The organism is Shewanella sp. ALD9 (genome assembly GCF_002836315.1).
Taxonomy (GTDB): Bacteria; Pseudomonadota; Gammaproteobacteria; order Enterobacterales; family Shewanellaceae; genus Shewanella.
The window spans coordinates 727,472-741,441 of the sequence record NZ_PJCD01000003.1 but is presented as its reverse complement, the minus strand read 5'-3'; the positions used below and the strand labels follow the sequence as shown (position 1 = coordinate 741,441).

Below are 13,970 nucleotides of genomic sequence, written 5' to 3'. Positions count from 1 at the left end.
AGCCTCGCCTCATTCAATACGACTTGATCGCAAACGGAACTGACAACGATTTCAATGAACCTATTTAGTGTACTCACGCCGCCGAGTGTAAAAAAAGGCCAACAAACGCAAACTTTGGCAACATTGGGTGGCGTGTCGCAAGCCATCACCCTCGCCAACTTAATCAATAACCATCCTGGCACCAGTATTATTGTCACTCACGATACGCCTAGTGCGTTATCGCTTGAGGTCGAACTGAGTTATTTATTAAACCACATCAATGTGAATGTATGTTTGTTCCCCGATCGTGAAACCTTGCCTTACGATAGCTTTTCGCCGCACCAAGACTTAATATCGCAGCGACTTGAAACCTTAGCCAATATTGGTCAAAGCCAGCACAATGTGGTCATCGTACCGGTAAATACCTTAATGGTTCGCCTACCTCCTAAATCATTTATGACTGCCAATGTCATGGTGCTTAATAAAGGCGACACATACAGTTTACAGCAAGCCAGACAACACCTTACTGATACCGGTTATCATATTGTCGATCAAGTATATGAACATGGTGAGTTTGCTATTCGTGGCTCTATTATCGATATTTTTCCTACCGGCTCAAAACAACCATTACGCATAGAATTGTTTGATGATGAAGTTGAATCGATACGTTTTTTTGATGTTGATACTCAGCGTTCAGGCATGGCTCGCGATGCGATTCGCATGCTGCCAGCCAAAGAATTTCCCACCGACAGCAATGCTATTGAAGGTTTTAGACAACGTTATCGTCGTCGCTTTGAAGTCATTTCAAAAGAGGCCGAATCAGTTTATCAACTCGTCAGCCGTAATTTAATGCCCGCAGGCATTGAAAACTACTTACCGTTATTTTTCGATGACACGGCCACATTGTTTGATTATTTGCCGCAAAACAGTCAACTCATCACCTTAGGCAATATTGAAAAAGCCAGTTTAGCGCACTTACATGAAGTCAATGTTCGCTACGAAGACCGACGTGTTGATCCACTAAGGCCGTTATTGGCGCCCAAAGAACTTTACTTGCTTAATGATGAATTATTCGCGGCATTTAAATCTTTTACTCGTACCCAATTATTACAGCAATATATTGCCACCGACACCAATAATGCCGGCGAGCCGCTAGCTGAAGTTGCACTTCCAACGCATACCCTCATCGCTAACGTTGAAACACTGCCCGACATCAATGCTAACCATAAACTCAAACAGCCACTCATTGCGTTACAAGAGTATTGTCAGCAGCATCCAAAATTAGTGTTTAGTGCCGAATCGGAAGGCCGCCGAGAAGCCCTGTTAGACTTGTTTGCCAAAATTGACATTAAACCCAAGCAGTTTGCTCATCTTAACGACTACCTCGCAGCCAAAGACAATATAGGCTTAATCGTGTCGCCTTTAGCGCGAGGTTGTGTGCTAACCGACACCGCAAAAGGTGCAGTAAGTATCATTTGTGAAACCGAACTGTTTGGTCAGCGTATTTCGCAGCAACGTCGCCGCGAAAAACAAAAACAAGTTAGCACCGATGTTTTAGTCAAAAACCTAGCTGAACTTAAAGTCGGTCAACCTATTGTCCACCTAGAGCACGGTGTTGCGTTATACCAAGGATTAGAAACGCTTGATACTGGCGGTTTGGTTGCAGAATATTTAAAACTGGAATATTCAGGTGGCGACAAGTTGTATGTGCCAGTGTCGTCACTGCACCTTATCAGTCGCTATAATGCCAGCGGCGATGGTAATACCCACCTAAATAAGTTAGGTAACGAAACCTGGGCTAAGGCCAAGAAAAAAGCCATAGAACGTATTCGTGATGTGGCCGCTGAGTTGTTGGATGTATATGCTCGTCGTCAAGCTCGTCCTGGCGATGCAATGAGTATTGATGAAGAAGAATACGCCCAATTCAGTCAAGGTTTCCCATTTGAAGAGACCGTCGACCAAGAAAGTGCCATTCACGCAGTACTTGAAGACATGCAAGCACCACGCGCAATGGATCGCTTAGTCTGTGGTGACGTAGGTTTTGGCAAAACAGAAGTGGCCATGCGAGCAGCATTTGTCGCCGTGAATGCCGGTAAACAAGTGGTGGTGTTAGTGCCGACTACCCTGCTTGCCCAGCAACACTACGAAAACTTTAAAGACCGTTTCGCTGATTGGCCTATCGTTATTGAAGTGATGTCACGCTTTAGAACCGCTAAAGAACAAAGCAGTGTTGTTGAACAACTGTCTGAAGGTAAAGTCGATATCGTTATCGGCACTCATAAATTACTGTCATCAGAAGCTAACTTCGACAACCTCGGATTATTAGTCATCGACGAAGAACACCGCTTTGGTGTGCGTCAAAAAGAAAAAATTAAAGCATTACGTGCCAATGTCGACATTTTAACCCTCACCGCCACACCGATTCCGCGGACATTGAACATGGCCATGTCGGGTATGCGAGATTTATCGATTATCGCCACCCCACCAGCTAAACGTTTGGCAGTAAAAACCTTTGTGCGTGAATATGACAAAGCCACGGCACGAGAAGCCATCTTGCGTGAAATTTTGCGTGGTGGCCAAGTGTATTATCTACATAACAATGTTGAGACCATTGAAAAAACCGCGCAAAACATTCGCGATTTACTTCCTGAAGCCCGCGTCATAACCGCCCATGGGCAAATGCGAGAACGCGATCTTGAAAAAGTCATGACCGACTTTTATCACCAACGTTTTAACGTGTTGGTATGTACTACCATTATCGAAACCGGTATCGATGTGCCTAGTGCCAATACCATCATTATCGACCGAGCCGACATGTTTGGTTTAGCACAATTGCACCAGCTTCGCGGCCGTGTTGGGCGATCGCATCACCAAGCTTATGCTTATATGATGACGCCTCATCCTAAACGTATGACCCCAGATGCCCGCAAACGTCTTGCAGCCATTGAAGCCCTAGAAGATCTTGGCGCAGGATTTTTACTCGCCACCCAAGATTTAGAAATTCGCGGTGCGGGTGAATTGCTCGGCGATGAACAAAGCGGCCATATCTCAAAAATTGGTTTTAGCTTATACATGGAAATGCTGGAATCTGCCGTAAAAGCCCTCAAAGAAGGGAAAGAGCCTTCTTTAGCCTATATGATGAGTGCCAAAGCAGAAATCGATTTACGCATTCCGGCGTTATTACCAGAAGATTACGTCAGTGATGTTAATATGCGCTTATCATTGTATAAACGTATCGCTAACTGCGAAACCGACACCATGCTCGATGAACTTAAAGTCGAATTTATTGACCGATTTGGTATGTTACCTGTGCCAACCCGAAATTTAATGGCGATTACTCTGTATAAACATCAAGCAACCGCGTTAGGTATTGTCAAAATAGAAATGCACGCCAAAGGTGGCAGTGTCGAATTTGGTCAAGAAAATCACGTCGATCCGATGTTTATTATTGGTTTGTTGCAAAACCAACCACAAATCTATCGAATGGACGGGCCAAATAAGTTAAAGTTCAACATTCCTGCTGAGACAAGCAAAGAGCGTCTTGAGTTAATCAACACCCTGCTTGAACAGTTCGCTAAACATCAAATTTTGGAGACAAATAGTGCTTCGTAAACTTGCGATTTCTATCGCCGCTATCACAGCGCTATCCCACAGCTTTTCAGCCCATGCAGAATCATGGTTTGAAGTTGAAGTGTTTGTATTTGAACGCCAACAGCCGTCTGTTGAAAAATGGCTCAATGCCACACCACCAAAGCTCAGTAAAGACACTGTGGATATCATTACGCCAGTGATCAGTACCGATATAACCGGGGTTGCAGTTGGCTTAAATGGTTGTACTTCAACCGACTGGACCAATGGCGCCAGTAACTGTAATGACCCAAAAGTCAGTAACAGTATCGCGGCCCATCCAAGCGAAGTTCCGTTTAATATCGGAGCCAACAAGCCGCAATCCGCATATTTAGGTCAAGGCCCATTACTGCTGGCTCAAAGCCAGGGTAAGTTTAATGACTTAATTCGAACGATCAGTCGCGAACCTTATGTTAAAAGCCTAGTGCATTTAACCTGGCAACAAAATATGCAGTCGCGTAGACGCGCTAAACCAGTGCGTATATTTGGTGGTAAGGATTTTTCAAAGAATTTTGAATATCATGGCTTAGCGGTCAAAAAAGCAACTCAAACAGAAGCCATGCCAAGCACAGAATTTGGTGCCTTAGGTAACGCTTATGAAGCGCCAAAAATAGGTCCTGTATGGGAATTAGATGGCTCGATAAACATTTATCTCAGTCATTATCTGTATATTGAAAATAATCTGGCTTTGCGTAAACCGACTCAAAAAATGCTTGAATCAAGTCCTTTAGAGTTTAATGAATATGCCGCTCTAGAAATAGAAGGTAAAAAGCAACTAGCACCTTATTTAGAAAGCATCCCGCTTATCCAGAATCGTCGTGTGCGCAGTGGCGAGATCCACTACTTTGATCACCCGCAATTGGGTGTTGTGATGCAAATTCGAAAAATGTCTCAACCGACTAATGTTAAACCCATTGATTTAACCGAGCGTGCTACCACTAGCCAACCAGCACCTTATACTGGTTAACAGCTCGATAGCTTAAGACTAAAAAACCGGATCAATTGATCCGGTTTTTTTGCTTAATGGCCTGCTCATTTACTCGACAACCTCTGCCCGGGAGAATAAATACGCCCCCTTAACTCGAGCTGTGGTTATTGAGACAATCTACAATGATTGTGCAATGCGAGTAATGTCCATCGTCAATTGCTGCGCAGCTTGCCAACGCGATTGTTGCTCAAGCGCCTGCAAGGATTGTGCAGTATTACCCTTTAGCGATAATGCGGTATGTGTAGGCTCTGCAGCAGGCCAATCAAACTCGGTTAATAAAGCATTAACACCAACAGGATCATTACAGACCAAGATCATATCACAACCAGCATCTAATGCCGCTTTAGCACGGCCAAGGTAATTACCAGCAAAACTGGCGCCCTTCATGCCTAAGTCGTCAGAAAAAATCACCCCATCAAAACCTAATTGTTGACGTAAAATAGTTTGTAGCCAGTAAGATGAAAAGCCAGCGGGATTAGGATCAATATTTGAATAAACCACATGTGCTGGCATCACACCTTGTAGCTGCTGAGAACCTATCAAGAGCTTAAATGGCTGCATATCAAAAGCTTCCACTTGCTCTTTAGTCCTTGGATCAACTGGCATGGCAATATGTGAATCGGCAGCAACACTGCCATGACCAGGAAAATGTTTTCCTACCGCAGCCATACCGGCCTCATTCATGCCAATGATAAACTGCTGAGCTAATGCACTGACTTCATCAGGATTTGCACTAAAACTGCGCTTTCCAATCACTTCACTTATACCATTTACGTCTAAAACAGGCGCAAAACTTAAATCAATATCACACGCTAACAGCTCAACTGCCATTAAAAAGCCACACTCTTTCGCCCATTGTTTAGCTAATGTTAAATCGCCTTTAGCGGCAGGTAAAATATCACCCATGGCAGGAATTAAACTAAAACCTTCACGAAAACGTTGAACTCGGCCACCTTCATGATCGACCGCAATTAATAATTCAGGGCGAATTCTGCGAACACTTTTAACCAATTCAATTAATTGACTTTTATTTTCACAGTTGCGACTAAACAATATAATACCACCCACTTGCGGATGCTGTAATTGCTCAGTTTCTGTTGCAGATACAGTTAAACCTGCAAGATCCATCATTAAATAACTCAAATCTTTCCCTTATCTATATAGCTGACAATCATGCCAGGTTAATCCAGTCACATTATGCATCAAGTATAAGGCTGGCTAATGTGAGAATAATGCATCAAAAAATCTAATGAACTGTCATTGATTAATGTGTGGGATACTCTACCAAGAATAAGAGATAAACCGCCAACATTACTTTTGACGATTATACTCACTTATAACGAAAACAATAAACGACTCAGCAAGGGTTAAACAACATGATTAGCGTATTTGACATGTTCAAAATTGGTATCGGTCCTTCTAGCTCACATACAGTGGGTCCTATGAAGGCAGGTAAAATTTTTATACAGCATGTCGCTGATAATAATTTATTAGCGAATACCGATGAGTTACAAGCAGAATTATTTGGATCTTTAGGCCAAACAGGTAAAGGTCACGGCACAGGAAAAGCGGTCATTTTAGGCCTGATGGGTGAAGATCCAGAAACCGTAGATACCGATGGGATTGATGCCATTTTAGACATTGTGTCTACGACTCAAAAACTTACCTTAGCAGACGGACGTCAGGTGAAATTTACTCGCGAAGAAGGGGTAACCTACCACAGACGTAAAACCTTACCTGCACATGCTAATGCCATGACCTTATATGCATTGTCTAAAGGCGAATGCATATATCAGCGTACCTATTATTCAGTTGGCGGCGGGTTTATTCTTGATGAAGATGAAATCACTCAACGTAATGCGTCTCCAGCAACGCCAATAGAACAAGCACCTTACGACTTTAATAGTGCATTGCAATTGCTGCAATTGTGCTGCGACAACGGCTTAAGTATTTCATCATTAATGATGGCCAATGAACTTAGCATTGCCAGTGAAGATGATATCAAGCAAGGTTTGTGGAAAATTTGGCAAACCATGAAAAACTGCGTTGAACGTGGTTATCACAAAGAAGGCATATTGCCAGGCGGTTTAAAATTACGCCGACGTGCGCCAGCACTCTACCGTCGTCTAAAAGCGGAAGGGCGAAATAACACTGACCCATTGACCGCTATGGACTGGGTCGATTTATTTGCTTTATCGGTTAACGAGCAAAATGCCGCAGGCGACCGCGTTGTTACAGCGCCAACAAACGGCGCAGCAGGGATTATCCCATCAGTATTGTGTTACTACGATATGTTTGTGCAAGAAGTCGATATCGATGTGTGCAGCCGCTATCTGTTAACCGCTGCTGCCATTGGTATTTTGTACAAGAAAAATGCCTCGATTTCTGGCGCTGAAGTGGGTTGCCAAGGTGAAGTGGGCGTAGCCTGTTCAATGGCAGCCGGTGCGTTAACTGAAATAATGGGCGGAACCGTAGAACAGGTTGAGAACGCCGCTGAAATTGGCATGGAACATAACTTAGGTTTAACCTGCGATCCAGTTGGCGGCCTAGTCCAAGTACCTTGTATTGAACGTAATGCTATGGGTGCTGTAAAAGCGATTAATGCTTCACGCATGGCACTTCGCGGTGACGGTAATCACAAAGTGTCACTGGATAAAGTCATTAAAACGATGATGGAAACCGGTAAAGACATGCGCAGTAAATACAAAGAAACAGCAAAAGGCGGTCTTGCGGTGAATATCGTCGAGTGTTAATTCACGTATTCATTTAATCTGCTCAATTCGACATGCCTGTTAGCGAACCTAACAGGCATTTTTGTATGCCTTAAATGGCGAGTTAACCTGTTAATGATTCATCGTGAAATCAATTAACCGAACAACCTATTTTCCCTTGTACCAAAACCAGATAACAAGATGGTAGAAAATGCATACTAAATATGCCCGAAGCAAGACAGACCGTTGCCCTTAGTGAGCTGGTGCGAGGTCAACATAAGCTTTGGTTCCCCAAAGTGGAACGGTCGAAAGGCTGTGTTTGAAGCTTCCCGATGTTTCTTTGGTAGAGTAAGAGACATACATTAACGTTTGATTTTCAGCATCAAATATTCTTCTGATTTTCATGGTTTTGAAAAATATACTTTTTGATTTTTTAAACACAACTTCACCAGATTTACTTTTATCTATTTGTGCAATCATATCGGTGGTGATTTCCCCTGTTTGTCTGCAAGAGATAGAGCTATCACTTGGATCTGAAAAACTAAGATTTTCTTCTATTGAGGCGATGTGACAAGTGACACCTGTTACGATGTCATCCTTTAAAATGTTTAATTTTATGTCTTGTGTCGTAAACATCCCAAGTGATACATCACCGACTTCATTGTCAGAACAAGCCGTAAGAAGTGCCGTTAACCCTAGCACTATTAGCATTTTTTTCATCGGTAACACCTTTTAATATTATGAGTTTATATCATCAAAATAGGTTGTTATAAAAAATTGAGATGTTCTGTCATTAAAGGTAAACCATTATGGCTATGCCTTTAATGACAAATAAGTCCACACTGACGCGCGGCCACCGCAGGCCATAATAATAACTAACATTGTCATCATTTTGGTGAGCACGATAATCATATTAATTGACCATATTGATGGCAGACAAAGCATGCTTGTTGATCATTCTACTATTAGCACAATGATCAACCTTTAGCATAACCATCAGCCTTTAACATAACCATCAGCCTTCGCGAGCTAAGTGCAATGAATTTTAGTTAAATGCACTTTGAGCACAACGGGTTAAACCTGCGGTTACCGAACCGAAATGGTCACCCACCACCACTTTGGCATTGGGGTACACACTAGCAATTTTATTGTATATAGCTGGGCTTCGGGCCGTACCGCCTGTTACATATACAATATCAGGACTGGTTGGCATATCGCAATCTTGTTGCTCCGCTTTGGCGATAGCCGTTTGCATCGCTTGTTTCATTAATGCTTCAACTTTCGCTAAGGGATCATTAATGGCTTGCTCAAACTGTGCTGCTGTTAATGGGACTAACAGCCCCTTTTCAATAAAATCTAACGAACATAGAATGGTGTCATTGTCTGACAAACTGATTTTCGCTGCTTCAGCTTGGCGTACCACTTGATAACTCATTTGATTCTTTTGTACTTTTTGTAAACGAACTAATAGTTCAGGCTGCTGTGCTTCTTTGATTAGCTGCTCAACTAACTTACGAGAAGGTAAACTAACAAAGTCACGTTGGGCACTAATATCATTGACGGCCACCGCGTTCCAAAAAGGTGTTCTTGGCATAGGTTTACCGTTAATCATTAACGTGTCTGCACCAAAGCTTGGCATCAGTCCAGTCATCGCTAACGCGATATCTAAATCGTTACCACCAATCCGTTGACCTGAATGGCCAAAGCAGTCTGGGCTGCGGTCTTGTTGCTTAATGTACGACGGCCCCATCTTTACCACTGAACAATCTGTCGTACCACCGCCAACATCGACCACTAACACGGTATTGTCATCGCTAAGGTTTGATTCAAAATCCATACCTGCAGCTAAGGGTTCAAATAAAAACCTCACATCAGTAAAGCCTGAACGAGTAGCCGCCAGGCGTAAAATGGTTTCAGCTTGTTGATTACTGTCTTGGCCACCTATGCCTTGAAAATTAACCGGCCGACCTATCACCGCATGGCTCGCTGCGCTAAGCGATTTTGCGTTTAACGCTTTATCGGCTAGTGTTTTAACATGCTGCATCATCAAGGTGACAATGTCTTCAAATAAGGCTATTTGTTCAACACGTAATCCGTTGGCACCTAAAAAAGACTTTGGAGAACGGACATAGAAACCTTCTTCAGGCATGTCTAAATAAGCATCTATCGCAGCTTGGCCAACAAATACGGCTTGTTCATTCGGCGACAGATCAAGCTCATGACGCATTTGTTTTGCACGCATTAACTGAGAACTGCGCAGATGAGAATACTCTGCTTTTAAGTGTTCTGGTAATCCTTGGTATACCGCCTCGGCAATAAGCTCGCGATCCATTGCGTACAACGTTGAAGGCATAAAATCCGAATGAGTTGATAATGGTAATAACGATACCGCATCATCAATCATTACCCCAATCGCACAGTTGGCACTGCCGTAATCAAATCCAACAAACATTGACTTACCTTCTGTCATCTAATCGAAAAAAGCGCTCAAAATAACACACTTATGACACTTGCTAAACCCTTTATCACTGTTTTATCTCCCGCTTGGGTAAAGCGAGTCCCTTATCTTAAAAGGCAACGCTGTATATGGCGTTTAAAATGATAAAAATCTAACTAACCTGAAATAGGGTAACTGTTAATACTGTGCCCATAACAAAAAAGCCCAATCTTATGTAGATTGGGCTTTCGTTTTAGCAAAGGTATTCATTAGCCTTTGTTATTCATTTTTTCTTGTGCTTTACGCTGAGCTTCTTTTTGTTGGCGACGAGCATCAATCACTTGCTTTACATCGCTACCAATATGCGCTTCACCGCGTTGCTTGGCTAATTGTACTTGACGCTCACGCTCAATAAACCGCTGACGTTGTTCTTCAGGCACCTTATCAATGCAATGTGGACAGCTGACTCCTTGAACATAGGCTTCAGTTTGTTTTTCTGCTTCAGTAATTGGCATACGACAAGCATTACACTGATCGTATTGACCTTTTTCTAAGCTGTGATTTACCGCTACGCGGTTATCAAACACAAAGCATTCACCTTCCCATAAGCTTTGCTCTTGCTCGACTTCTTCAAGATATTTTAATATGCCGCCTTCAAGATGATATACCTCATCAAAGCCCTGCTCTTTCAAATATGCAGTAGATTTTTCACAGCGAATACCACCGGTACAAAACATCGCCACTTTTTTGTGTTTAGCCGGATCTAAATTTTGCTTCACATATTCAGGAAACTCACGGAAAGTCTCGGTTACTGGATTAACAGCATTTTTAAAAGTACCAATCTTCACTTCGTAATCATTACGGGTATCAACCAACACCACATCTGGATCTGAAATAAGTGCATTCCAGTCTTTAGGTTTCACATAGGTCCCGACGACTTTACGAGGATCAATACCTTCAATACCCATAGTCACAATTTCTTTTTTCAGCTTCACTTTGGTGCGATAAAACGGCATTTCAGCGTCAAAAGATAGCTTAGTCACGATATTATCTAAACCAGGTTGAGTGCCCAACCAGGCCAATAAAATATCAATCGCTGATGAGGTTCCTGCAACAGTGCCATTAATGCCTTCTTGAGCAAGCAACAAAGTGCCTTTGATTTCGTTTTGTTCCATGACACTCAGCAATGGCTGACGAACGGCCTCAAAATGCGGTAATGCCACGAATTTATATAACGCGCACACAGCGACTTGGGCTTGAGATGCAGCTGTTATAGCTTTTTGAATAGGTTCTTGTTTAGGTTCTTGTTTAGGCTCTTGTTTAGGCTCTTGTTTAGACGCTTGTTTAGGTTGTTGCATAAAAATGAGGTCTCCGCTGGCTGGAACTTAATTTCCAGTGCATATTACTGTGCATATAAATAAGGTCTGCACACTGTGCACAGACTCAAAAAAACGGCCGAAAGTATACCTAAATCACAGTCAAAAAAATACTAAAACCAGCAGATGTACTTTTTTACAATGTTGGTAGCGGTTAATTTTGGGTTTTCAGCCAAGAAACGTTACTCTATTAGCAAGACATCATTTTATAGACACCTAATGAATTCTGCCATTTTGTACACCTTTCGTCGTTGCCCTTATGCTATGCGAGCACGTATTAGTCTTCATTTGAGCCAACTGAATCCGTTAGTGCGTGAAATAGAGCTTAAGAATAAACCCGCAGAGCTGATCGCCATTTCGGCCAAAGGCACAGTGCCGGTTTTAGAGTTTACTAACGGCCAAGTGATCAGTGAAAGTCTAGATATTATGCGCTTTGTATTAACTGAACACCCAGCGCCAGAAAACCATTACTTAACCACAGAAGAGTATCAAGTCCTGCAATACTGGTTAGATAAATCAATGACTGAATCGCTCATTAATGCCAATGATAATCAATTTAAACCATGGTTAGATAAATATAAGTATGCCGACAGGTTCCCTGAATACAGTCAACTTTGGTATCGACAACAGGCAGAGCAGTTTATTCAGTTGTTGGAAAGGCAGTTGCTGCAACACAACTATTTGTGTACCGACAGCCCAACACTAGCTGATTTTGCTATTTTTCCGTTTATTCGACAGTTTGCTAATGTTGAACCTTCGTGGTTTAACACCATGCCATACCCTAAAGTTAACGCTTGGTTAACCACATTAATCAATAGCCCGCTATTTAACGTGACCATGTACAAATATCCATTGTGGTTACCACAAAAAACTATGATTGACCTCAAACATTCAGTACGTAATGATGAACAAGTAACACCTTTGTGCAAAAATTAAAAAATTATGAATATTTAATGGTTTACGGGCTATTAATCGGATAATTTTTAACGTAAATTAAAGGTGTTAGCAGTGAATAGCCGTTTAAGAACATGGATTTCTATTATTTTTACTGCAGATTTTAATTTTAAGCTTACACTTAGATAAGTCATTGCTGGAACGCAAAGGAACATGACATGAATAATATGGATATTACGTTAGTATTAATGCTCATTGCATTACTGATTTTACATATTCACTTTTGCTATCGAGCCTATACCTCGAAAGCACATATCAAACATGGTCAACGTGTAGTGTGGTCTATGCTGAGTTTGTTAATGGGACCATTAGGTTATTATGTCTATCAAAATATGATCCCACTCGAGTTCTACGAATAGATTTGTTTTAGAGCTTTGCTTTGAAGTTCAGTGAATAAAGACTGATTGTTTCTTAATATATTATTGAACAAGAGCTTGTTAACCCCCTTCTCGTCGTCCTGGTAATGCTTTTAAGCCGAGATCTTGGTGTTTGTTTTGCTTTGTACTTATGGCCTGCGGCCACCAACGTCGTGGCCCATTGGTCATAACCCCAACCTTGCAATGCTTACAAATATCGCGCAAATTGCTGGCCACTTTTAAGCGGTTTAGTGGGAGCGAGCACTGCTGGGGTGCCAACATATAAAAAGCCAACAATTTGATCGTCTGCGGCTAATCCTAATGCGTTATTCACATTAGCATCAAAAGCAAAATCGCCTGTACGCCATACCGCACCTAGCCCAATCGCAAATGCCGCCTGCTGCATTGCCATCGTGGCGCAACCCGCTGCTATATGCTGTTCTAAAACGGGTACTTTATCATGCGTTTGTGTTTTGGCGACGACCGTAATCACCATAGGCGCACGATAAGGCATGTTAGCGACTTTAGTCAGAAAAGTATCATCTGCACCACTTTTTTTAGCCGCATCAACAAAAATATCTGCCAACTTAGCTAAGCCATCATCTACCGCAATAATAAATTCCCAAGGCGTTAATGCACCGTGGTCTGGTACTCTTGCTGCTGCATCAAGCAAAAAAGTGAGTTGTTCGGCATTTGGTGCTGGGGCAACTAGGCGAGGCGTCGATTGGCGAGTCAATAACAGTTGTTTGGCGTCCAAGATACAATCCTTTTGAGTAAATTATGCTGCCGATATTAGCAAAAATCCCACGTATTAGGTGGGATTTTTTAGGGTTGTTCTATGTAACCTAAACTCGAAATAACAAACGCCTCTCAAACAGCCCTTTTTTATACTGAGATCAGGTGATGTAAACAAGGTTACTTTAACAACCGGCGTCCTATAAAGTAATCAACGCTGGTGTAACGGCCGCCACCAATCACAAATAATGCCAATAACATAATTAGATACGTCATCGCGAATTCAATACCGTTATTTAAAATAACAAAATTACCCGAACTGGTTAGCCATTCATAATTACCATGCTCTTGTAAAATAGATTTTGCCTCTGCTAGCTTTTCCGCTGCAGCCAACACTTGCTCATTCGCCAACCACGAACTTGGGTCGGCAATAGCCAACCAACCATTGGGTAAATGCACCGCAAAAACAGCAACTAGCATTGTGACCATCATTGGCAATGCCACGATTCGAGTGGCTAAACCGATCAACAGTAAAAAACCACCGAACAATTCAGTGCCTGCAGCTAACGCAGTCATGACTTCTGGCATAGGTAAACCGAGTCCCCAGTCGGGATTGCCGAACCATGCTGCGGTGTCTTCAAAATGTGACAATTTGTTGTATCCTGCCTGCATTAGCACTGGCGCAAGATAAAGCCTTAGCAGTAAGGCGGCTAAGCCTTCTGTATGTTTAATCACATTTAAAAACTGTTGATAAAATCCACTTAGTGTCTGCATAAATAATCCTAGCTGAAATCGTTGTTGTAGTAA

11 protein-coding genes are annotated in these 13,970 nt (G+C 42.3%); 5 read left to right on the top strand and 6 right to left on the bottom strand.

The genetic code is table 11. From position 1 onward, the window contains the following. The first annotated feature begins 54 nt into the window (after window positions 1–54). Both mfd and CXF88_RS10855 read left to right on the top strand, forming a co-directional pair. A complete protein-coding gene (gene mfd / locus CXF88_RS10860; protein WP_101086846.1) occupies window positions 55–3,591 on the top strand; it encodes a transcription-repair coupling factor in 3,537 nt (1,178 codons plus the stop codon). Next, window positions 3,581–4,573, top strand: a complete 993-nt coding sequence (locus CXF88_RS10855) for a peptidoglycan binding protein CsiV (protein WP_101086845.1) — start codon at window positions 3,581–3,583, stop codon at window positions 4,571–4,573. The genes mfd and CXF88_RS10855 overlap by 11 nt, the downstream gene beginning before the upstream one ends. A 138-nt stretch (window positions 4,574–4,711) precedes the next feature. Here CXF88_RS10855 and nagZ read toward each other — a convergent pair whose 3' ends face one another. Continuing rightward, window positions 4,712–5,737 (bottom strand): beta-N-acetylhexosaminidase, encoded by a 1,026-nt coding sequence (gene nagZ, locus CXF88_RS10850; RefSeq protein ID WP_101086844.1) that lies wholly within the window; start codon window positions 5,735–5,737, stop codon window positions 4,712–4,714. A gap of 233 nt (window positions 5,738–5,970) precedes the next feature. Here nagZ and CXF88_RS10845 point away from each other — a divergent pair, with 233 nt between their 5' ends. Continuing rightward, a complete protein-coding gene (locus CXF88_RS10845) occupies window positions 5,971–7,347 on the top strand; it encodes an L-serine ammonia-lyase (RefSeq protein ID WP_101086843.1) in 1,377 nt (458 codons plus the stop codon). A 210-nt stretch (window positions 7,348–7,557) separates the two neighbouring features. Here the strand turns inward: CXF88_RS10845 and CXF88_RS10840 are convergent, their stop codons facing one another. The 3 genes from CXF88_RS10840 to CXF88_RS10830 all read right to left on the bottom strand — a co-directional run bounded on the left by CXF88_RS10840 (window position 7,558) and on the right by CXF88_RS10830 (window position 11,100). Further along, window positions 7,558–8,025 carry a CreA family protein gene (locus CXF88_RS10840; RefSeq protein WP_101086842.1) on the bottom strand — a complete coding sequence of 156 codons (468 nt, stop codon included), beginning with the start codon at window positions 8,023–8,025 and terminating at the stop codon, window positions 7,558–7,560. A 325-nt stretch (window positions 8,026–8,350) separates the two neighbouring features. After that, window positions 8,351–9,757: a molecular chaperone gene (gene yegD, locus CXF88_RS10835; protein ID WP_101086841.1), complete on the bottom strand. Its 1,407-nt coding sequence runs from the start codon at window positions 9,755–9,757 to the stop codon at window positions 8,351–8,353. Window positions 9,758–10,011: 254 nt separating this feature from the next. After that, window positions 10,012–11,100: a rhodanese-related sulfurtransferase gene (locus CXF88_RS10830; protein WP_242445136.1), complete on the bottom strand. Its 1,089-nt coding sequence runs from the start codon at window positions 11,098–11,100 to the stop codon at window positions 10,012–10,014. A 237-nt stretch (window positions 11,101–11,337) separates the two neighbouring features. Between CXF88_RS10830 and CXF88_RS10825 the strand changes: the two genes are divergently transcribed. Both CXF88_RS10825 and CXF88_RS10820 read left to right on the top strand, forming a co-directional pair. Continuing rightward, window positions 11,338–12,054, top strand: coding sequence for a glutathione S-transferase (locus CXF88_RS10825; protein WP_101086840.1), 717 nt, complete (start codon window positions 11,338–11,340; stop codon window positions 12,052–12,054). Window positions 12,055–12,230: 176 nt separating this feature from the next. After that, complete coding sequence (locus tag CXF88_RS10820) at window positions 12,231–12,431, top strand: hypothetical protein (protein ID WP_101086839.1); 201 nt, start codon at window positions 12,231–12,233, stop codon at window positions 12,429–12,431. Window positions 12,432–12,636: 205 nt separating this feature from the next. On the opposite strand, the gene CXF88_RS10815 is transcribed toward CXF88_RS10820, so the two are convergent. Beyond that, the gene (locus tag CXF88_RS10815) at window positions 12,637–13,185 is read right to left on the bottom strand and encodes an NAD(P)H nitroreductase (protein ID WP_101086838.1); all 549 of its coding nucleotides are present in this window, start codon (window positions 13,183–13,185) and stop codon (window positions 12,637–12,639) included. Between the two features lie 158 nt (window positions 13,186–13,343). Next, entirely contained in the window at window positions 13,344–13,937 is a 594-nt protein-coding gene (locus tag CXF88_RS10810; RefSeq protein ID WP_101086837.1) for a DoxX family protein, read from the bottom strand. Between the last annotated feature and the right edge of the window lie 33 nt (window positions 13,938–13,970).